At 64.7% G+C, this 19421-nt stretch carries 19 protein-coding genes; 12 read left to right on the forward strand and 7 right to left on the reverse strand.

Annotated features, from left to right (window positions below; translation table 11 throughout):
- The first annotated feature begins 44 nt into the window (after nucleotides 1-44).
- The 8 genes from ACWKWX_RS13895 to ACWKWX_RS13930 all read left to right on the forward strand — a co-directional run bounded on the left by ACWKWX_RS13895 (nucleotide 45) and on the right by ACWKWX_RS13930 (nucleotide 7720).
- The gene (locus ACWKWX_RS13895) at nucleotides 45-746 is read left to right on the forward strand and encodes a histidine phosphatase family protein (RefSeq protein WP_473003336.1); all 702 of its coding nucleotides are present in this window, start codon (nucleotides 45-47) and stop codon (nucleotides 744-746) included.
- Nucleotides 747-800: 54 nt separating this feature from the next.
- Nucleotides 801-1115, forward strand: a complete 315-nt coding sequence (locus ACWKWX_RS13900; RefSeq protein ID WP_416425421.1) for an SCP2 sterol-binding domain-containing protein — start codon at nucleotides 801-803, stop codon at nucleotides 1113-1115.
- A 299-nt stretch (nucleotides 1116-1414) separates the two neighbouring features.
- Nucleotides 1415-2257, forward strand: coding sequence for an iron uptake transporter permease EfeU (gene efeU, locus ACWKWX_RS13905; protein WP_416425422.1), 843 nt, complete (start codon nucleotides 1415-1417; stop codon nucleotides 2255-2257).
- Between the two features lie 14 nt (nucleotides 2258-2271).
- Nucleotides 2272-3462: an iron uptake system protein EfeO gene (efeO, locus tag ACWKWX_RS13910; protein ID WP_416425423.1), complete on the forward strand. Its 1191-nt coding sequence runs from the start codon at nucleotides 2272-2274 to the stop codon at nucleotides 3460-3462.
- Between the two features lie 18 nt (nucleotides 3463-3480).
- A complete protein-coding gene (gene efeB, locus ACWKWX_RS13915) occupies nucleotides 3481-4788 on the forward strand; it encodes an iron uptake transporter deferrochelatase/peroxidase subunit (protein ID WP_416425424.1) in 1308 nt (435 codons plus the stop codon).
- Between the two features lie 28 nt (nucleotides 4789-4816).
- Nucleotides 4817-5644, forward strand: coding sequence for an iron uptake system protein EfeO (efeO, locus tag ACWKWX_RS13920; protein ID WP_416425425.1), 828 nt, complete (start codon nucleotides 4817-4819; stop codon nucleotides 5642-5644).
- Nucleotides 5645-5874: 230 nt separating this feature from the next.
- On the forward strand, nucleotides 5875-6942 hold the full coding sequence (locus ACWKWX_RS13925; RefSeq protein ID WP_483828069.1) for a phosphotransferase family protein: 1068 nt from the start codon (nucleotides 5875-5877) through the stop codon (nucleotides 6940-6942).
- Between the two features lie 10 nt (nucleotides 6943-6952).
- Nucleotides 6953-7720, forward strand: a complete 768-nt coding sequence (locus ACWKWX_RS13930) for an SDR family oxidoreductase (protein ID WP_416425427.1) — start codon at nucleotides 6953-6955, stop codon at nucleotides 7718-7720.
- A gap of 174 nt (nucleotides 7721-7894) precedes the next feature.
- Here the strand turns inward: ACWKWX_RS13930 and ACWKWX_RS13935 are convergent, their stop codons facing one another.
- Nucleotides 7895-8344 carry an REP-associated tyrosine transposase gene (locus ACWKWX_RS13935; RefSeq protein ID WP_416425428.1) on the reverse strand — a complete coding sequence of 150 codons (450 nt, stop codon included), beginning with the start codon at nucleotides 8342-8344 and terminating at the stop codon, nucleotides 7895-7897.
- 191 nt (nucleotides 8345-8535) lie between these two features.
- On the opposite strand from ACWKWX_RS13935, the gene ACWKWX_RS13940 reads away from it, so the two are divergent.
- Nucleotides 8536-9315 (forward strand): TSUP family transporter, encoded by a 780-nt coding sequence (locus ACWKWX_RS13940; protein ID WP_416425429.1) that lies wholly within the window; start codon nucleotides 8536-8538, stop codon nucleotides 9313-9315.
- Here the strand turns inward: ACWKWX_RS13940 and nudC are convergent.
- The 6 genes from nudC to gnd form a co-directional block, all read right to left on the reverse strand.
- The gene (gene nudC / locus ACWKWX_RS13945) at nucleotides 9283-10113 is read right to left on the reverse strand and encodes an NAD(+) diphosphatase (RefSeq protein ID WP_483828070.1); all 831 of its coding nucleotides are present in this window, start codon (nucleotides 10111-10113) and stop codon (nucleotides 9283-9285) included. The two genes, ACWKWX_RS13940 and nudC, sit on opposite strands and share 33 nt — an antisense overlap.
- A gap of 20 nt (nucleotides 10114-10133) precedes the next feature.
- Complete coding sequence (locus tag ACWKWX_RS13950; RefSeq protein ID WP_416425431.1) at nucleotides 10134-10946, reverse strand: crotonase/enoyl-CoA hydratase family protein; 813 nt, start codon at nucleotides 10944-10946, stop codon at nucleotides 10134-10136.
- 164 nt (nucleotides 10947-11110) lie between these two features.
- Nucleotides 11111-12904: a glycoside hydrolase family 15 protein gene (locus ACWKWX_RS13955; protein WP_483828071.1), complete on the reverse strand. Its 1794-nt coding sequence runs from the start codon at nucleotides 12902-12904 to the stop codon at nucleotides 11111-11113.
- A 27-nt stretch (nucleotides 12905-12931) separates the two neighbouring features.
- Nucleotides 12932-13765, reverse strand: a complete 834-nt coding sequence (locus ACWKWX_RS13960; RefSeq protein WP_483828072.1) for an HAD family hydrolase — start codon at nucleotides 13763-13765, stop codon at nucleotides 12932-12934.
- Nucleotides 13762-15270 carry a glucose-6-phosphate dehydrogenase gene (zwf, locus tag ACWKWX_RS13965; RefSeq protein WP_416425434.1) on the reverse strand — a complete coding sequence of 503 codons (1509 nt, stop codon included), beginning with the start codon at nucleotides 15268-15270 and terminating at the stop codon, nucleotides 13762-13764. The genes ACWKWX_RS13960 and zwf overlap by 4 nt, the downstream gene beginning before the upstream one ends.
- Nucleotides 15267-16280, reverse strand: coding sequence for a phosphogluconate dehydrogenase (NAD(+)-dependent, decarboxylating) (gene gnd / locus ACWKWX_RS13970; protein WP_416425435.1), 1014 nt, complete (start codon nucleotides 16278-16280; stop codon nucleotides 15267-15269). Before gnd ends, zwf begins: the two co-directional genes overlap by 4 nt.
- 295 nt (nucleotides 16281-16575) lie before the next feature.
- On the opposite strand from gnd, the gene ACWKWX_RS13975 reads away from it, so the two are divergent.
- The 3 genes from ACWKWX_RS13975 (at nucleotide 16576) to glgA (ending at nucleotide 19406) form a co-directional block, all read left to right on the forward strand.
- The gene (locus ACWKWX_RS13975; protein ID WP_416425436.1) at nucleotides 16576-16761 is read left to right on the forward strand and encodes a DUF6026 family protein; all 186 of its coding nucleotides are present in this window, start codon (nucleotides 16576-16578) and stop codon (nucleotides 16759-16761) included.
- Between the two features lie 148 nt (nucleotides 16762-16909).
- Nucleotides 16910-17344, forward strand: coding sequence for a DUF4440 domain-containing protein (locus ACWKWX_RS13980; RefSeq protein ID WP_483828073.1), 435 nt, complete (start codon nucleotides 16910-16912; stop codon nucleotides 17342-17344).
- 493 nt (nucleotides 17345-17837) lie between these two features.
- Nucleotides 17838-19406: a glycogen synthase GlgA gene (gene glgA / locus ACWKWX_RS13985; protein ID WP_416425438.1), complete on the forward strand. Its 1569-nt coding sequence runs from the start codon at nucleotides 17838-17840 to the stop codon at nucleotides 19404-19406.
- Nucleotides 19407-19421 lie beyond the last annotated feature (15 nt).

The raw sequence follows: 19421 nt of genomic DNA on the forward strand, positions 1-19421 counted from the left end.
TCATAACCTCCAAGGCACTTTCAACGTACCGGGACGACGCGGACGTGGGCAGCATCTATCTGATTCGACATGGCCAGGCCAGCTTCGGCGCCGATGACTACGACGTGCTGTCGCCGCTGGGCATGCGCCAGGCGCAGGTCCTGGGCGCGCACCTGGCCGACCTGGGCCTGCACCTGGACCGCTGCGTGGCCGGCAGCCTGCGGCGCCAGCAGGCCACCGCGCACCTGGCGCTGGAAGCCATGGGCGTGGCCGACCTGGTGGTGGAGACCGACCCGGCCTTCAACGAATTCGACGCCGAGGCGGTGATCCGCGCGCTGCTGCCCGACCTGTTGCCCGACGAGCCCGAGGCGCTGCACATCCTGCGCAACGCGGCGCACAACCGCGGCGAGTTCCAGCGCCTGTTCGCGCTGCTGATGGGCCGCTGGCACGGCGGCCAGCACCCCACCCCGGAAACCGAAAGCTGGGCGGCCTTCGTCGCCCGCGTCGAGGCCGGCCTGCAGCGCCTGCTGGCCCAGGCCGGTAGCGGCACCAACATCGCCGTGTTCACCTCGGGCGGCACCATCGCCGCCCTGCTGCACCTGATTACCGGCGTGTCTGCCGCCCAGGCTTTCGAGCTGAACTGGCAGATCGTCAACACCTCGCTCAGCCAGCTGAAATTCCGCGGCCGCGAGGTAGCCCTGGCTTCCTTCAACAGTCACACTCACCTGCAACTGCTGAAGGCGCCGGAGTTCATTACCTACCGATGAGCCCGGCCCACTGCAATACCTGTCGTTAGCCCCATTGAGAAAAAGGATCGAAGCATGAGCACCCTAGAGAAAGCCCAAGAAGCAATGCAGGCCAAGTTCGACCCGTCCGCCGCTGCCGGCCTGGACCTGGTCTTCGGCTTCCGCATCGACGACACCAAGAACTTCTCGCTGGTGGTGAAGGACAAGACCTGCCAACTGCTGCAGGGCGAAAACCCTGACGCCCAGGTGACCCTGGTGATGGACGAGGAAACCCTGAAGGGCATCGTCAGCGGCGAGACCGACGGCATGCAGGCCTTCATGGGCGGCAAGCTGCGCGCCGAAGGCGACATGATGCTGGCGATGAAACTGAGCGAACTGTTTCCAGGCTGATACATCTCTGGTAACAAAAAAGCACCCGGCTCAATAGCCGGGTTCTTTTTGCCCGCCACAACCGCGTAGCAGCTGCCGCAGGCTGCGTCGCCCTCCAGCGCCTCACCCCGATATTCAGGGCGCAAAAAAGATCAGACGCCACCTGGCGGCAGCTGTTACGGGGCGCATTTCAATGCAAGGGCTTTGCCAATTGCGGAGATAAATTTTCGGGGAAAACTATCCAAAATGATGGCCCCTGTATTCAATAATAAGTCTCATTATGTTACAAGTTAGCATCCTTCTTAAGATTGTGGTGCGAAGTGCTGGTTCCATTTTTGATCATGCTGCGCGAAGGGATTGAAGCCGCGCTCATCGTTGGCATCATTGCCAGTTACCTGAAGCAGACCGGTCGCGGTCAGTGGATGCCTGCCGTGTGGATCGGCGTGTTCCTGGCGGCCGCCCTGGCGCTGCTGGTCGGCGGCGGCCTGGAAATGGTCAGCGCCGAGTTCCCGCAGAAGCAGCAGGAGCTGTTCGAAGGCGTGGTCGGCCTGGTGGCCGTGGCCATCCTCAGCTCCATGGTGTTCTGGATGCGCAAGGTGGCCCGCTCCATCAAGCACGCCCTGCACGAGTCCCTGGACCAGGCCCTGGCCGGCTCCAACAACCAGGTCTTCGCCCTGATCGCCATGGTGTTCTTCGCCGTGGCGCGTGAATCGCTGGAAACCGTGTTCTTCCTGCTGGCCGTGTTCCAGCAGAGCGAAGGCGCCGGCGCGCCGCTGGGCGCACTGCTGGGCCTGATCGTCGCCGTGGCCGTGGGCATGGCCATCTATAGCGGCAGCATGCGCCTGAACCTGGCCATGTTCTTCCGCTGGACCGGCCTGTTCATCCTGGTGGTGGCCGCCGGCATCCTCGCCAACTCGGTGCGCTCGCTGCACGAGGCCGGCCTGTGGAACCACCTGCAGGACGTGGTGTTCGACATCAGCGCCATCCTGCCCATGGACGGCCCGACCGGCTCGGTGCTGGCCGGCATGTTCGGCTACCAGGACGCGCCAACCGTCAGCGTGCTGGGCGCCTACCTGTTCTACCTGGTCTTCGCCCTGGTGATCTTCTTCCTGCCGGCCAGCGCCCCCGTGGGCCGCAAGCCAGCTCCCGCTACTCACTCCTAAGGCTTTTTCAGTCAATGTCCAATCAAGCCCCAGGCCTGTCGCCGCGCGTCCTGCGCGCGGCCGTGGCCGGCTCCGTGGTGGTGATGCTCGCCGCCGGCGCACTGTTCTACTACGCCTCCCAGGTGGCCTCGTCCAAGCGCCAGGCCAACCATGACGAAATCGTCGTCAACATTCACCCGCACAGCTGCGAGCCCAACGCCCTGACCGTGCCGGCCGGCCGCGCCAGCTTCCGCATCGTCAACAAGTCGGAACGCGCCGTGGAATGGGAAATCCTCGACGGCGTGCTGGTGGTGGAAGAGCGCGAGAACATCACCCCGGGCATGAGCCAGGTGATCAACGCCAACCTGGCGCCCGGCGACTACGCCATCACCTGCGGCCTGCTGAGCAACCCGCGCGGCACCCTCAAGGTCACCCCTACCGCCGAGTCCGACGCCAACGCCAAGGCCCGTCCGTCGATGGTGGCGTTCGTCGGCCCGCTGTCTGAATTCCGCGTGTACCTGAGCCTGCAGGGTAGCGCCCTGGTGCGCGCCGTGGACACCCTGAACCAGGCCATTACCGCCGGTGACCTGGCCGCGGCCCGCGCCGCCTACGTGCCGGCCCGCGTTGCCTACCAGGGCCTGGCTGCCGCCTCCCAGCGCTTCTCCGAGCTGGACAACGGCATCAACGCTCGCGCCGACTACTACGAGAAACGCGAGCAGGACCCAGGCTTCGGCGGCTTCCACCGCATTGAATACGGCCTGTTCCAGCAGCAGAGCCTGGACGGCCTGGCGCCGGTGGCGCAGAAGCTGGCCAGCGACGTCGCCGAGCTGAAAACCCAGCTGCTGGCGCAGAACCTGCCGCCAGAGCAGCTTGTCGGGATTGTTGCGCGCAACCTGCACAGCCTGGCCGACGTGCGCACCAACGGCGAGGAAGAGCGCTACAGCCACGCCGACCTGAACGGTTTCGCCGCCAACCTGGCTGCCGCCCGCAAGGTGGTCGACCTGCTACGCCCGGTGCTGGCCAAGTCCGCCGCCGACCTGCTGGTGAAGATTGACGCCGCTTCCGCTGACCTGGACAGCCAGCTGGCCAGCCTGCGCGACGGCGACAGCTACCTCTCGTATGACAAGGTCGGCCCGGATCAGCGCAAGCAGATCGCCGACAAGGCCAAGGCACTGGCCGACGCACTCGACGGAATCGATCCCGCCCTCGGCCTTTCGGCCCTGTAAAGACAGACGACGACACTGATGAGCGATACCAAGAACAGCAACACCCCGGTCGACGCGCAACGCCGTCGCGTGCTGATGGGCATGGGCGCCGCCGGCGTCGCCCTGGCCGGCAGCGCCCTGAGCTGCCCGGCCATGGCCGCCGCCCAGGCGCAGGTGGCCGAAGCGCCGAAAAGCGAAAAGACCCAGGACCGCCACGACTACCATGGCCAGCACCAGAGCGGCATCGTCACGCCGCGCCCGGCAGCTGGCATGATGGTGGCCTTCGACGTGCTGGCCAGCGACCGCAAGGACCTGGAGCGGATGTTCAAGCTGCTGGACAGCCGCATCAAGTTCCTGATGACCGGCGGCGAAGTCGAGCAGGTAGACCCCAAGCTGCCGCCGGTGGACTCGGGCATCCTTGGCCCGGTCGTGACCCCGGACAACCTGACCATCACCGTGTCGGTGGGCGCCTCGCTGTTCGACGAGCGCTTCGGCCTGGAACACGCCAAGCCCAAGCACCTGATCCAGATGGTCGGTTTCCCCAACGACGCCCTGGAGCCGGGCCTGTGCCACGGCGACCTGACCCTGCAGTTCTGCTCCAACACGCCGGACACCAACATCCACGCCCTGCGTGACATCGTCAAGAACATGCCCGACCTGCTGCTGGTGCGCTGGAAGCAAGAAGGCACCGTGCCTGCGCAGGCGCCGAAGAAGGCCGACGCGCCCGCCGAGAGCGCGCGCAACTTCCTCGGTTTCCGCGACGGCTCGGCCAACCCCGACTCCAACGACAACAAGGCCATGGACGCCATTGTCTGGGTGCAACCGGGCAGCGAAGAGCCGGCCTGGGCCGCCAACGGCAGCTACCAGGCCGTGCGCCTGATCCGCAACTTCGTCGAGCGCTGGGACCGCACCCCGCTGCAGGAACAGGAAAGCATCTTCGGCCGCAAGAAGACCACCGGTGCACCGTTCGACGGCGCCACCGAGCACGACGTGCCCGACTACCACAAGGACCCGGCCGGCAAGCTCACGCGCCTGGACTCGCACATCCGCCTGGCCAACCCGCGCACCCCCGAGTCCCAGGCCAACCTGATCCTGCGTCGCCCGTTCAACTACTCCAACGGCGTGAACAAGAACGGCCAGCTGGACATGGGCCTGCTGTTCATCTGTTACCAGGCCAACCTGGAAAAAGGTTTCATCACCGTGCAGACCCGCCTCAACGGCGAGCCGCTGGAGGAATACCTCAAGCCCATGGGCGGCGGTTATTTCTTCACCCTGCCGGGGGTAAAAGACGACCAGGACTACATCGGTCGTTCGCTGCTGCAAGCTACCAAAACCAAAAACGCTTAAGTCTTTGACACCATCGGGGATCCCTTTCATGAAGAAGTCGCCACTCGCTTTGCTGCTGTCGCTTGGCCTGCTCCACGCACCGGTCTCGGCCTTCGCCGCCGACAACTCCCCGCTGGACCTGGTTCAGCCGATCTCGGACTACAAGATCTACGTGACCGAAGAGCTGGACAAACTGGGCGCCGAAACCCAGAAGTTCACCGACGCCATCAAGAAAGGCGACCTGGAAACGGCCAAGAAGCTGTACGCCCCGACTCGCGTGCACTATGAGTCCATCGAGCCGATCGCCGAGCTGTTCAGCGACCTCGACGCCTCGATCGACTCCCGCGTCGACGACCACGAGAAAGGCGTGACCGCCGAAGACTTCACCGGCTTCCACCGCCTGGAATACAGCCTGTACTCGGAAAAGACCACCAAGGGCCTGGAAGGCCTGGCCGACAAGCTGAACACCGACGTCAAGGACCTGCAGGCCCGTGTGGCCGGCCTGACCTTCCCGCCTGAGAAAGTCGTGGGCGGCGCTGCCGCACTGATGGAAGAAGTGGCGGCCACCAAGGTGTCCGGTGAAGAAGACCGTTACAGCCACACCGACCTGTACGACTTCCAGGGCAACGTTGACGGCGCGAAGAAAATCTTCGACCTGTTCCGCCCACAAGTAGCCAAGAAAGACGCGGCCTTCGTGAGCAAGGTCGACAAGAACTTCGCCACCGTGGACAAGATCCTGGCCAAGTACAAGACCAAGGACGGCGGCTACGAGACCTATGACAAGGTCAAGGACGCTGACCGCAAGGCGCTGATCGGCCCGGTCAACACCCTGGCCGAAGACCTGTCCACCCTGCGTGGCAAGCTGGGCCTGAACTAAGCCCTGCACCGGCCCCTCCCTCTGGGCAGGGGCCATTGTGGGAGCTGGCTTGCCAGCGAGCTTTTAGTTGACCCTGAAAAGCTCGCTGGCAAGCCAGTTCCCACAATCTGCCTTACTGATCCCCCTGCAACACCCCCGCCTATAACGCCCTCCTCCCCTTGTCCGCTGCCCTGCCGCGCATTAGATTGTTCAATGATCTGACGCCTCCAGAATAAGCAAAAGGGATAACCATGGCGCTTACCGACCAGTCCACTGCCGTGCGCAGCGGTGAAGAGCTCGATGCCGCACGTATCGACCCGTACCTCAAGGCGCACATCCCCGGCCTTGCCGGCACACCGGTGATCAGCCAGTTCCCCGGTGGCGCGTCGAACCTGACGTACCTGGTGAAATACCCCGAACAGGAATTCGTCCTGCGCCGGCCGCCGTTCGGCCACAAGGCCAAGTCGGCCCACGACATGGGCCGCGAGTACCGCATCCTCAACCAGCTAAACGCCGGCTTCCCGTACTGCCCCAAGGCCTACGTGCACTGCACCGACGAGGCAGTGATCGGCGCCGAGTTCTATGTGATGGAGCGGGTCAACGGCATCATCCTGCGCTCGGAGATCCCCGCCGAACTGGGCCTGGACGCCGGCAAGACCCGCGCCCTGTGCCACAGTTTCATCGACAAGTTCGTCGACCTGCACCAGGTGGACTACCAGGCCTGCGGCCTGGGTGACCTGGGCAAGCCCGAGGGCTACGTGGCCCGCCAGATCAGCGGCTGGAGCGACCGCTACGACAAGGCCCGCACCCCTGACGCGCCGGCCTGGGACACGGTCAAGGCCTGGCTGGCCGACAAGCAGCCGGCCGACCACGCCAAGCCGGCCATCGTCCACAACGACTACCGCTTCGACAACGTCATCCTCGACGCCCGCGACCCGATGCAGATCATCGGCGTGCTGGACTGGGAACTGACCACCCTCGGCGACCCGCTGATGGACCTGGGCAACACCCTGGCCTACTGGGTGCAGGCCGACGACCCGGCGCCGGTGCAACTGATGCGCCGCCAGCCCAGCCACGCGCCGGGCATGCTCACCCGCCGCGAGTTCGTCGACTACTACGCCGAGCGTGCGGGCATCCGCATCGACAACTTCGACTTCTACTACACCTATGGCCTGTTCCGCCTGGCCGGCATCGTGCAACAGATCTACTACCGCTTCTTCCACGGCCAGACCCAGGACAAGCGCTTCGCCCAGTTCATCCACATGAACAAGCTGCTGGAACAGATGAGCCTGAACGTCATCAAGCACTCCACCCTGTAAGGAAACCGAGATGTCCAAGACGCAATTGTTCGACCTCGACGGCAAGATCGCCTTCGTTTCCGGCGCCAGCCGCGGTATTGGCGAGGCCATCGCCAAACTGCTGGCCCAACAGGGCGCCCATGTCATCGTCTCCAGCCGCAAGCTGGACGGCTGCCAGCAGGTGGCGGACGCCATCATCGCCGACGGCGGCAAGGCCACCGCCATCGCCTGCCACATCGGCGAGATGGAGCAGATCCACCAGGTGTTCAGCCGCATCCGCGAAGAGTTCGGCCGCCTGGACATCCTGGTCAACAACGCGGCCACCAACCCGCAGTTCTGCAACGTGCTGGACACCGACCTGGGCGCGTTCCAGAAGACCGTGGACGTCAACATCCGCGGCTACTTCTTCATGTCGGTGGAAGCCGGCAAGCTGATGCGCGAACACGGCGGTGGCAGCATCATCAACGTCGCCTCCATCAACGGCGTGTCGCCGGGCGTGTTCCAGGGCATCTATTCGGTCACCAAGGCGGCGGTCATCAACATGACCAAGGTGTTCGCCAAGGAATGCGCGCCGTTCGGCATCCGCTGCAACGCGTTGCTGCCGGGCCTCACCGACACCAAGTTCGCCTCGGCGCTGGTGAAGAACGACGCCATCCTCAACACCGCCCTGGCGCAGATCCCGCTCAAGCGCGTGGCCGCCCCCAGCGAAATGGCCGGCACCGTGCTGTACCTGGCCAGCGACGCCTCCAGCTACACCACCGGCGTGGCACTGAACGTGGACGGCGGCTTCCTGTCCTGACCCCAACAGCTCGCTGGCAAGCAGCTCCCACATGGGCGCACTGCCAGCGAGCGCTTCACATCAAACTGGCAGGCTGCACTGGCCTTGGTAAGAGAGCTATCCTGCGAGCCAATCATTCACACCAGACCAGCAGGCTGCACTGGCCCTTGTGGGAGCTGGCTTGCCAGCGAGCTCTTAAACCCACACCGCGTCCCACAGCGGGTAGTCCCCAACGCGACTCACGAGCCCCGCCCGCACTGGATTTCGGACAATGTACCGTGCCAAAGCCAGCAGATCTTCCTCCTTGCGAATAGCCCGATCATGAAACCCCTGCTGCCAAAGTTGCCCCGAGCGACCCAGCAATCGATTTACAGCCTGGCTTGATCGTGACTTAGTCCTGCGCATGACTGCCGCCAAACTGCCTGTACGCAATTGAACCAGCCAATGAAAATGGTCCGGCATCACCACCCATGCCAAAGAATCCAGCCACGCTTCTTCCTCGGTTCGCATCAGCTCACGCACTACCAGTCGCCCCACCCGCCAATCAGCGAAGAACGCTTCGCGGTCAAAGGTATTGGTAGTCAAGACGTAGATTTGCCCCTCTCCTGAAAAGCGGCCTTTGCGTAATATCACTGAACAAGGCATTCCATTGCCTCCTTGGGAAAAATGGCAACGGTAACCACAGGTGCCTGGTGCGGGAAACATCGGTTGTGCTTCAGATTGTTAAAGCTCGCTGGCAAGCCAGCTCCCACAAAGGTAGGAGCTGGCTTGCCAGCGAGCTTTTTGGGACTCAAAGGGCTAAAATGCGCGCCCTGCCAAAAACAACGATCTGCCCCATGCCTTTCGAACTGAGCACCGACCCCACCACCCTCGCCATCCTTGCCGTGGTTGCCTTCGTGGCCGGCTTCATCGACGCCATCGCCGGCGGCGGCGGGCTGCTGACCACCCCTGCCCTGCTGACCGCTGGCCTGCCGCCGCACCTGGTGCTGGGCACCAACAAGCTGAGCTCCACCTTCGGCTCGGCCACCGCCAGCTTCACCTTCATCCGCCGCAAGCTGTTCCACCCCAAGGAATGGTGGCCCGCGATCATTTTCACCCTGGTGGGCTCGCTGCTGGGCGCCGTGGCGGCGCACTACATGCCCTCGGAATGGCTGAACAAGATGCTGCCGGTGATCGTCTTTGCCTGCGGTGTGTACCTGCTGTTCGGCGGCACGCCCAAGGGGCCGGTGGACAGCCACGCGCAGATCAAGCAGAAACGCCAGGTGCCCCAAGGCCTGGCGCTGGGCTTCTACGACGGCGTGGCGGGCCCGGGCACGGGCGCGTTCTGGACGGTCAGCTCGATGCTGATGTACCCCATCGACCTGGTCCGCGCCAGCGGCGTGGCGCGCACCATGAACTTCGTCAGCAACGCAGCGGCGCTGGCGGTGTTCATCATCAATGGCAGCGTGGACTGGCTGATCGGCCTGAGCATGGGCACCTGCCTGATGGTCGGTGCCTTCTTTGGCGCGCGCAGCGCCATCAGCGGTGGGGCGAAGTTCATTCGCCCGGTGTTCATTACCGTGGTGCTGGGGCTGACCGTGCGCCTAGCCTGGCAGCACTGGTTCAGCCAGGCCTAAACGCTCTGCCACGTAGTGGTCGATCAAGTACCGCGCGATCGACCGCGACGCCGGCAACGGCGGCAGTTCATGCACGTTGAACCACTGGGCGTCCTCGATCTCGTCGACCTGGGGCACGATCTCGCCGCTTTCATACTCGGCGTGGAAGCCCAGCATCATCGAGTGCGGGAACGGCCAGCATTGGCTGCCCAGGTAGCGGATGTTCCGAACCTTGACCTGCACCTCTTCCATCACCTCGCGGCGCACGCAGTCCTCGGCCGACTCGCCCGGCTCGGCGAAGCCTGCCAGGGTGCTGTAGACGCCGGTGACGAAGCGCGGTGAGCGCGCCAGCAGAATCTCGTCGCCACGGGTGATCAGCACGATCATGCTCGGCGAGATGCGCGGGTAGCTGCGCAGGTCGCACGGCTGGCAGTACATGGCGCGTTCCCAGTGGATCTGGCTCATGGGCTGGCCGCAGCTGCCGCAGAAGCGGTGCTCGCGGGCCCAGGTGCCGATCTGCGCGGCGTAGGCCAGCAGCTTGTAGGTGTCGAAGTCGCCCTGCAGCATGAACTGGCGCAGGCCCTGCCACTGCACGCCGTCGATGTCGGCGGGGCCGTGCAGCTCCAGCAGGTACACCGGCTCGCCGTCGAAGTGACCGATGCCGTGCTCGGCCAGCAGGTCCAGCCCCTGTTTCTTCAGCCATTCACGGGGGAACAGCACGCCGTTGGCGTCGAAGGCAAAGCCCTGGGCGCAGCGGGCCACGGCCCAGCCCCCGGGCAGGCTGGTATCCAGTACAGCGGTGGTCCAGCGTTGAGACATCAGGGGCTCCTTATCGAATGTCAGTCATCGAACTGCGGTGTCTGTTTGCTCATGCTCGCGGCCATGGCCACGCGCAGGTCAGTGCTCTGCAGCATCGCCGCGTTCCAGGTGGCGATGTATTCCAGGCCGTCGGCAATGCTGTGATCGCGCATGTAGCCGATCATGGTCTTGGTGCCGGCGATGGCGATAGGCGACTTGCCGGCGATGTCGGCAGCGATGGCAAATACGCCATCGAGCAGGCTCGCGGTGTCGGGGTACACGCGGTTGACCAGGCCGATGCTGCGCGCTTCCTCGGCATCGACCTTGCGCCCGGTGTAGGCCAATTCCCTGAGGATGCCATCACCGATGATGCGTGGCAAACGTTGCAGCGTGCCGACGTCGGCGGCCATGCCCATGTCCACCTCCTTGATCGAGAAGTGCGCGTCGGCGGCGGCGTAGCGCATGTCGCAGGCGGCGATCAGGTCGATGGCGCCACCGATGCAGTAGCCCTGCACCGCCGCCAGCACCGGCTTGCGGCAGCGGTCCACGGCGTTGAACGAGGCCTGCATCTCGAGGATCTTGCGCCGCAGGGCGCGGGCGTTGCGGCCGGTGTCCTTGCCCAGTTCGCTGGCCACCGAGGCCAGCAGGCTCAGGTCGATGCCGGCGGAGAAGTGCTTGCCGGCGCCGCTGAGCACCACCACGCGCACGGCCTCGGTGTCGTCGACCCACTGGAAGATCTCGATGATCTCGCGCCAGAACGCCGCGTTCATGGCGTTGACCTTGTCGGGGCGGTTGATCTGCACGTGGGCGACGTGGCCCTTGAGTTCGACGTGGAAGGCCTGGTACTCGGTCATGGCGGGCGTCCTTTGTTATTGATGGGTAGGACTATACCAAGACAATGCGTCAGGAAAAGCGTGCTCCACAGGTTGGCCGAAATGCCCTGTTGTGGGAGCTGGCTTGCCAGCGAGCTTTTGAATGCCTCAACAGCTCGCTGGCAAGCCAGCTCCCACATTTGGGCTCACGAGGCCTTGGCGCGCTCCTGGGCCGGGCACTGGGCACGGTGCAGGTTGAGCGCAGTATTGATAATGCCGATGTGGCTGAACGCCTGGGGGAAGTTGCCCAGCATGCGCCCGCCATGGGGGTCGTACTGCTCGGCCAGCAGGCCGAGGTCATTGCACAGGCCGCTGAGGCGTGCGAACAGCGCCTGGGCGTCGTCCATGCGGCCGAGCATGGCGTAGACGTCGGCCAACCAGAACGAACAGACCAGGAAGGTCCCCTCGCCCGGCTCCAGGCCGTCGCAGCCGGTGGCGGTGTCGTAGCGCAGCAGCAGGCCATTGCGCATCAGCCGCTGCTCGATCTGCGCCAGGGTGACCAGGAAGCGCGGGTCGTCCACCGGCAGGAAGCCGGTCAGGGCGATCTGCAACAGGCTGGCATCGGTCTGGCCGGAGCCGTAGGCCTGCACGAAGCCGCCGTGCCGCGGGTCCACGCCCTTGGCGCAGACGTCGGCATGAATGCGGTCGGCCACCGCCCGGTAGTGCTGGCTGCGCTCGGCATCGCCGCCGTCACCGGCCTGCAGCTTCGCCGAGCGGTCGAACGCCACCCAGGCCATGACCTTGGAGTGCACGAAGTGCTGCGGCTCGCCGCGGATCTCCCACAGGCCTTCGTCGGGCTGCTGCCAGATGCTTTCCAGGTACGGCATCACCACCTGGAAAATCGCCCGGCTGCGCGGGTGCCGTGGCAGGCCGCCGCGAATGGCCTGGGTCAAGGCATCAGCCACCTCGCCGTACACGTCCAGCTGCAGCTGGGTGGCCGCCGCGTTGCCGATGCGCACCGGCTGCGAGCCTTCATAGCCGCTCAGCCATGGCAGGGTGTATTCGGGCAGGCGGCGCTCGCCGCCCAGGCCGTACATGATCTGCATCTGCTCCGGGTTGCCGGCCACCGAGCGCATCAGCCATTCGCGCCAGGCGCTGGCCTCCTCGAAATAGCCCAGGTTCATGAACGCCAGCAACGTCATGGTGGCGTCGCGCAGCCAGCAGAAACGGTAATCCCAATTGCGCTCGCCGCCCAGGAACTCCGGCAGCGAGGTGGTGACGGCGGCGACGATGCCGCCGGTGGGCTCAAAGGTCAGCGCCTTGAGCACAATCAGCGAACGCTTGACCTGCTCGGTGTAGGGCCCCACGTCGGGGCAGCGGTCGGAGAACGCGCGCCAGAACGCCTCGGTCTCCGCCAGCGCCGCCTCGCCGTCAAAGGCCTCGCGCACCGGCAGGATGGAATCCTGGTAGGTCAGCACGAACACCCGGCGCTCGCCAGGGGCCACGCTGAAGCGGCTGCCGGTGGCGTGATCCACCGCCTCCAGCGCCGTGGCGCTGTGCAGCACGAGCATTTCCGGGCCGGCCACGGCGGTGAGAATCTGCGCATGGGCCTGCTCCACCCACGGCACGCTGCTGCCGTAGTCGAAGCGGATGATCAGCTCCATGTCGAACGCCACCTCGCCGCTCAGCCCTTCGACGATGCGCACCACGCTGCTGTGCTCGCCCGGCGGCATGAAATCGATCAGCCGCGCCTGGCCGTTGGCAGTGGTGAAGGTGGTGTCCAGCACCAGGGTGCCGTCGCGGTAGGCGCGGCTGGCCTCGAACGGCTCGCTGGGCGCCAGGCGCCAGCGGCCGTTGTGCTCATCGCCCAGCAGCGCGGCGAAGCAGGCCGGGGCGTCGAAACGGGGGAAACACAACCAGTCCAGCGAGCCCTGCTTGTCGACCAGCGCGGCAGTCCTGCAATTGCCGAGCAAGGCATAGTCTTCAATCAATGCGGCCATGGTGGGGTCAACCTTGTGCGGGAGAATTCAGCGGGTGTGCGGCGCCCTCGGCAGGATCAGGTCACGGATGGCGTCGGCCACCCCCTGCTCGCGGTTGCTGGCGGTGACGTGGTCGGCGTGGGCCTTGACCGCGTCCTCGGCCTGGCCCATGGCAACGGACAGCCCGGCGCGCTTGAACATCGCCACGTCGTTGCCGCCATCACCCAGCACCGCCGTCTGCGCCAGCGGCACCTTGAGGTGCTCGGCCAGTTCGGCCAGGGCCTCGCCCTTGTTGGCCAGCAGCGCGGTCACGTCCAGGTAGTAGTTCTGCGAGCGGGCGGCCAGGGCCTGGCCCTTGATCAGCCCGCTGAGCTGCTGCTCCAGCCGCGCCAGCAGGTCGAAGTCGGCGCAGGTGGCGACGATCTTGTCGACGCGGTCCAGGTACGGGGTGAAGTCATCGACCTGCACGTAGCCGTAGCCCAGGGCATCGAGTTCCTTGCCCAGGTACTGGGTGTCGGGGTTGGTCAGGTACCACTCGTCGTCAGCGAACAGCCACACCGCCACCGGGTGCTGGGCGAACAGTGCCAGGCTGGTCTCCACGGCGCGGCGGTCGACGCAGTGCTGCGCCACCACGCTGCCGTCGGGGTTGGCCAGGGTGCCGCCGTTGAAGGCGGCGAACGGCACGTCGATACCCAACTGCTGGACGATCGCCAGCATGGCCCGCGGCGGCCGCGCACTGGCCAGGCTGAAGGCAATGCCCGCCTCGCGCAGTTGCCGGACGGCGGCCAGCACGCGGTCGCCGACGCTGTGGTCGGGCAGCAACAGGGTGCCGTCCATGTCGCTGAGCACCAGGCGGATGAGGTCGTTCGGCGCGTCACTCATCCCAGGCTATGCCAGGAGCGGCCATCACGGGCCAGCAGTTCCTCGGCCGACTCCGGGCCGTCCTCGCCGGCAGCGTAGGTGTCGATCTTGCCGCCGTCGCGCCAGGCGTCCAGGAACGGCTGCACCGCACGCCAACCGTTCTCGATGTTGTCGGCGCGCTGGAACAGGGTCTGGTCGCCGGTCAGGCAGTCGTAGATCAGCGTCTCGTAGCCGGTCGACGGCTGCATCTGGAAGAAGTCCTTGTAGGCGAAGCCCAGCTCGACGTTCTCCATCACCAGCGCCGGCCCGGGCCGCTTGGCCATCAGGTCGAACCACATGCCCTCGTTGGGCTGGATCTGGATGCGCAGGTAGTTGGGCGCCAGGCGCTCCACCTCGGTATCGCGGAACTGCGCGTAGGGCGCCTGCTTGAAACAGATGGCAATCTCGGTGTCGCGCACGCTCATGCGCTTGCCTGTGCGCAGGTAGAACGGCACGCCCACCCAGCGCCAGTTGTCGATCATCACCTTGAGGGCGACGAAGGTCTCGGTGCGGCTTTCCGGGTCGACCTTGGGTTCCTGGCGGTAGCCGGGCTTGCCGCCCTCGCCCGCCGTGTACTGGCCGCGCACCGAGTTCTTCAGCGCGTCGGCCTTGGACCAGGGGCGGATGGCACCCACCACCTTGGCCTTCTCGCCACGCACCGCATCAGCGCCAAAGGCGGCCGGCGGCTCCATGGCGACCATGGCCAGCAGCTGGAACAGGTGGTTGGGCACCATGTCGCGCAGGGCGCCGGTGCTGTCGTAGAAATTGCCCCGTGTCTCCACCCCGACGGTCTCCGCCGCGGTGATCTGCACGTGGTCAATGTAGTGATTGTTCCAGAAGGCCTCGAAGATGCCGTTGGAAAAACGGCTGATGAGGATGTTCTGGACGGTTTCCTTGCCCAGGTAGTGGTCGATCCGGTAGATCTGCTTCTCGCTCATGACGCTCAACAGGCAGGCGTTGAGGGCCTCGGCGGTGGGCAGGTCGGAACCGAAGGGTTTTTCGATCACCACGCGGCGGAAGGCGTCGGGCTGCTCCTGGAGCAACCCGGCATGGCCCAGCCGCTGCGCCACTTCACTGAAGAAGCGCGGCGAGGTGGCCAGGTAGAACACGGCATTGCCGGTGCGGTTGGCGGCTATGCGCTCGCCAATCGCCTGGTAGGTGCCATCGTCGAGAAAATCGCCACTGATGTAGCTGATGCGCTTGGCAAGCTTGGCCCACAGCGCCGGGTCGAGGGCCTTGTCGGCCCCCTCCGGGTTTTTCGCGCGGGCCTGCTCGATGATGAAATCGTGCAGCTTGGCAGCGAAGTCAGCATCGCTGACCTCGTTGTGGTCGACACCGACGATATGCAGGCCATTGTCCAGCAGACCGTCGCGACTCAGGTTGTACAGCGCCGGCATGAGCAGGCGCTTGACCAGGTCGCCATGGGCGCCAAAGAGAAACAGCGTGGTGGGGGGTGCTGCGTCTACCTTGGACTTTGCCCGTGTCATTTAGGAACCTCGATATGACCGCCGAAACCAAAGCGCATCGCCGACAGCAGCTTGTCGCCGTAGGTGCTTTCCTGGCGGGAACGGAAACGTGCGAACAGCGAACCTGCCAGCACCGGTACCGGTACTGCCTGCTCCACTGCCGCGTCAATGGTCCAGCGACCTTCACCGCTGTCCGACACCGAGCCCGAGTAGCCATCCAGCGCCGGGTCACCGACCAGCGCGTCGGCGGTCAGGTCCAGCAGCCAGGAGGAGACCACGCTGCCGCGGCGCCAGACTTCGGCGATCTCGGCCAGGTTCAGGTCAAAGCGCTGGTCTTCCGGCAGCGCGGTGCTGTTCTTGGTCTTCAGAATGTCGAAGCCTTCGGCGAAGGCTTGCATCATGCCGTATTCGATGCCGTTGTGGATCATCTTCACGAAGTGGCCGGAACCGGCCGGGCCTGCGTGGATGTAGCCATGTTCGGCGTTGTTGTGCTCTCCTTCGCGACCCTTGGTGCGCAGGATGTCGCCCACGCCGGGGGCCAGGCAGGCGAACAACGGGTCCAGGCGCTGGAAGATCGCGGCTTCGCCACCGATCATCATGCAGAAGCCACGGTCCAGGCCCCACACGCCGCCGGAGGTGCCGACGTCGACGTAGTGCAGCTGGCGCTCGGCCAATTGCTTGGCGCGACGGATGTCGTCCTTGTAGAAGGTGTTGCCGCCGTCGATGATCACGTCATCGGGCTCCAGCAGGTCAGCCAGCTGCTGGATGGTGTCCTCGGTTGGCGCGCCCGCAGGCAGCATGACCCAGACGGCACGAGGTGCGTCCATCTGACGCACCAGGTCTGCCAGGTCAGTCGCCGTCACGGCGCCTTCTTCACCCAGTTTTGCCACGGAAGACTGATCGCGGTCCCAGACCACGGTCTGATGGCCTCCGCGCATCAGTCTTCTCGAAATATTGCCGCCCATGCGGCCCAGTCCCACGATTCCCAATTGCATGCCGGTGCTCCACTGATGCGTAAATAGGTGTGTCACACCTTCAAAGCGCTAATGGTCTCAAAGCTTAGTACAGGGTTGCCAGAGTTAGTTTCGACTTTAGCCGTTCGTCGCTGCACTTTTTTCTTCAAACCCACTGTCATCAAGCGTTCTTCAACGCCTGCGGGCACTTGCCGGCACATGAAGAAAAAGACACGCCGACCATGAAAAATAAAAAAGTTCCCTTGGCGCGTGAAAGAAATCAGAATCCGCGCCGACAGAGGTACAGACAGGCCTGGCAAACGCTCAAGGTCGGCTATCCTCACTGTGAGACATGCCATTTGCGAGGTGAGCAATGGGAACTTTACTGCCAGCAACACCCCCCCAAACCCTCTATGTCACGGTGCGTCGTGACGAACTGCGCGAATTGAAAGAAGAACGCGACCAGCTGCAGAAAAAGGTCGCCCACCTGACCATGATGCTCTTGCAGTCCCAGCAGGACACCGGCCTTGCCGGTGGCGCCCAGGCCAAGATCGCCTGATTCGCTGTCCCTCCTCGTCCCGGCAGGGTTTCGCCCTGCCGGCCAACGCTGGAACCCTTTCCCGCTACCCACCCTGCCTGCCCCGCACCTAGAGTGCCTGGCCCCGGCGCGCCGCATTCGGCGGCCGCCAGCTGCAGAGGATTGGTACGTGAAAGGATTCGCATTGGTTGCACTGCTGTTGACCCCGGTTGCCGCCCAGGCCTGCCAGACCGCCAGCGAGGCGGACGCTGCGCAGCTGTTCGAGCGCTGGAACAGCGCCCTGCAAAGCGGCGACCCTGGCCTGGTGGCAGCCACCTACCAGATCGACGCGGTGCTGCTGCCCACCCTGTCCAACCAGGTGCGCCTGACCCCGGCCGAACGGCTGGAGTACTTCCAGCATTTCCTGCACAAGCGCCCCAGCGGCCGCGTCATCAGCCGCAGCGTACGCAGCCAGTGCGACACGCTGCTGGACGCCGGGGTCTACGAGTTCACCTTCGCCGCCACCGGCGAAACCGTGCAGGCGCGCTACAGCTACACCTGGGACTGGGACGGCAAGCAGTGGCTGATCGGCAGCCATCATTCGTCACTGATGCCCCAGGGCTGATGTCTTTGTGGGAGCTGGCTTGCCAGCGAGCTTTTAGGGCCTCAACAGCTCGCTGGCAAGCCAGCTCCCACAACAACGTCGTACAACCCAACGTTCTGATGTGTTTCTAGAAATTTCATTCTAACCCCGCCACCCCGCCAAACCCGCGTATTTCAAGGCCCCGCCCCCAACCGCTCCACCCCACAACAGCATCCCGACCTTCCGTCAGTCGTGCCGTGACCACGGAGTCTGAATTTTTTCCTACACTCAAAACTCAGCCCGCACACCGCTCGGGAGGCGCGACCGTAAAAAGTCGAAACTTCCGTATTAGCGGCAGGTCAGGTTAAAGGTAGGCCGCGGATATGGAGTGCATTTCAGCGGCTGGCCAACCCCACCCCGTCAATTCGCCACCGGCAGGATCGCCGGCGTGCGTCGCGCTTGTGCGCTTGGCCGTGGGGTCGCTGGATCAAAATCAGGTGCTTGCCACACATGCATTAATGCACGGGAGAGAACAATGATCAGTGCCGCTGTCGAAATCCATGGAGAGCGTTTTAAACAGCAGGAAAGCGAACCGACTGAACTGGCGCAGATCGCATCGACGGGCAAGGTACTTCTACCCGAAGCACGTCATGATTCTCAGCGCCAGAAAGTATTGTTCGTCACGTCGGAAATCGCTGATCTGGTCAAGACCGGTGGCCTGGGTGACGTTTCCCAGGCGCTACCCCGCGCCATGAGCCCCCTGCACGATGTGCGGGTGTTGATCCCCGGTTACCCGCAAGTGCTCAACAGTGACAACCCCATCCACATCGTTGGCGAACTGGGCGGCCACGCGGCCCTGCCGCCGTGCAAGATCGGGCGCATGGACCTCAAGGACGGGCTGGTCATCTACGTATTGATCTGCCCCGAGCTGTACGAGCGCGACGGCACCCCCTACGGCGCCAACAACGGCCGCGACTGGCCGGACAACCATATCCGCTTCGCCCGCCTGGGCCTGGCCGCCGCCGACATCGCCGCCGGCCTGGGCATGGTGCACTGGAAGCCCGACCTGGTGCACGCCCACGACTGGCCCGCTGGCATGGCCCCTGCCTATATGCACTGGCGCGGCCTGAGCACCCCGACCCTGTTCACCATCCACAACCTGGCCTACCAGGGCGTGGTCAGCCGTGCCTGCTGCCCCGAGCTGGGCGTGCCCGAGCATGCGCTGCAGCAGGAAGGCATGGAGTTCTATGGCAAGCTGTCGTTCCTCAAGGCGGGCATGGCCTACTCCAGCCACATCACCACGGTCAGCGCCACCTACGCCGAGGAAATCACCACCCCGGAATTTGGCTGCGGCCTCGACGGCTTCCTCAGCAGCAAGGCCTACCAGGGCCTGCTGGGCGGCATTCCCAACGGCATCGACGACAGCTGGGACTCGGCCACCGACCCGCACCTGATTTGCCCCTTCAGCCTCAATGACTGGGAAGGCAAGCAGGTCAACGCCGACCACGTGCGCCAGCTGTTCGAGCTGGACGACTCCGACGGCCCGCTGTTCGCCGTGGTCTCGCGCCTGGTGTACCAGAAAGGCCTGGACCTGACCCAGGGCGTGGCCGAGTACATCGTCAACCAGGGTGGCCAGATCGCGATCATCGGCCGCGGCGAGCCGGAAGAGGAACAGGCCATGCGCGAACTGGCCCAACGCTTCCCGGGCAAGATCAGCGTGCGCATCGGCTTCAACGAGACCGACGCCCGGCGCATGTTCGCCGGCAGCGACTTCCTGCTGATGCCCTCGCGCTACGAGCCCTGCGGCCTGAGCCAGATGTACGCCCAGCGCTATGGCTCGCTGCCGGTGGCGCGCAACACCGGCGGCCTGGCCGACACCATCGAGGACGGCGTCACCGGCTTCCTGTTCAACGAGTCCACCGTGGCCAGCTACGAAGAAGCCCTGAGCCGGGCCTTCTACGTGTTCAGCAAGCCCGACCTGCTCAATGCCATGCGCTGCCTGTCCATGACCCAGCCGTTCAACTGGAGCCAGGCGGTGGAACCCTACGCCAAGCTTTACTCGGAACTCGTGCACAAATCGGTGGCCGTATCAGGTAGACACTAACGGAAGAGGTTTCAT

Source organism: Pseudomonas imperatae (genome assembly GCF_057128625.1).

Bases quoted from the DNA above. Each gene is read 5' to 3' on its own strand.
- glgA (WP_416425438.1), top strand. From the start codon at position 17,838: ATGATCAGTGCCGCTGTCGAAATCCATGGAGAGCGTTTTAAACAGCAG.
- ACWKWX_RS13925 (WP_483828069.1), top strand. From the start codon at position 5,875: ATGGCGCTTACCGACCAGTCCACTGCCGTGCGCAGCGGTGAAGAGCTC.
- ACWKWX_RS13975 (WP_416425436.1), top strand. From the start codon at position 16,576: ATGGGAACTTTACTGCCAGCAACACCCCCCCAAACCCTCTATGTCACG.
- ACWKWX_RS13960 (WP_483828072.1), bottom strand. From the start codon at position 13,765: ATGAGTGACGCGCCGAACGACCTCATCCGCCTGGTGCTCAGCGACATG.
- efeO (WP_416425425.1), top strand. From the start codon at position 4,817: ATGAAGAAGTCGCCACTCGCTTTGCTGCTGTCGCTTGGCCTGCTCCAC.
- zwf (WP_416425434.1), bottom strand. From the start codon at position 15,270: ATGACACGGGCAAAGTCCAAGGTAGACGCAGCACCCCCCACCACGCTG.
- ACWKWX_RS13900 (WP_416425421.1), top strand. From the start codon at position 801: ATGAGCACCCTAGAGAAAGCCCAAGAAGCAATGCAGGCCAAGTTCGAC.
- nudC (WP_483828070.1), bottom strand. From the start codon at position 10,113: ATGTCTCAACGCTGGACCACCGCTGTACTGGATACCAGCCTGCCCGGG.
- efeB (WP_416425424.1), top strand. From the start codon at position 3,481: ATGAGCGATACCAAGAACAGCAACACCCCGGTCGACGCGCAACGCCGT.
- ACWKWX_RS13955 (WP_483828071.1), bottom strand. From the start codon at position 12,904: ATGGCCGCATTGATTGAAGACTATGCCTTGCTCGGCAATTGCAGGACT.
- ACWKWX_RS13930 (WP_416425427.1), top strand. From the start codon at position 6,953: ATGTCCAAGACGCAATTGTTCGACCTCGACGGCAAGATCGCCTTCGTT.
- efeO (WP_416425423.1), top strand. From the start codon at position 2,272: ATGTCCAATCAAGCCCCAGGCCTGTCGCCGCGCGTCCTGCGCGCGGCC.
- ACWKWX_RS13940 (WP_416425429.1), top strand. From the start codon at position 8,536: ATGCCTTTCGAACTGAGCACCGACCCCACCACCCTCGCCATCCTTGCC.
- ACWKWX_RS13950 (WP_416425431.1), bottom strand. From the start codon at position 10,946: ATGACCGAGTACCAGGCCTTCCACGTCGAACTCAAGGGCCACGTCGCC.
- ACWKWX_RS13935 (WP_416425428.1), bottom strand. From the start codon at position 8,344: ATGCCTTGTTCAGTGATATTACGCAAAGGCCGCTTTTCAGGAGAGGGG.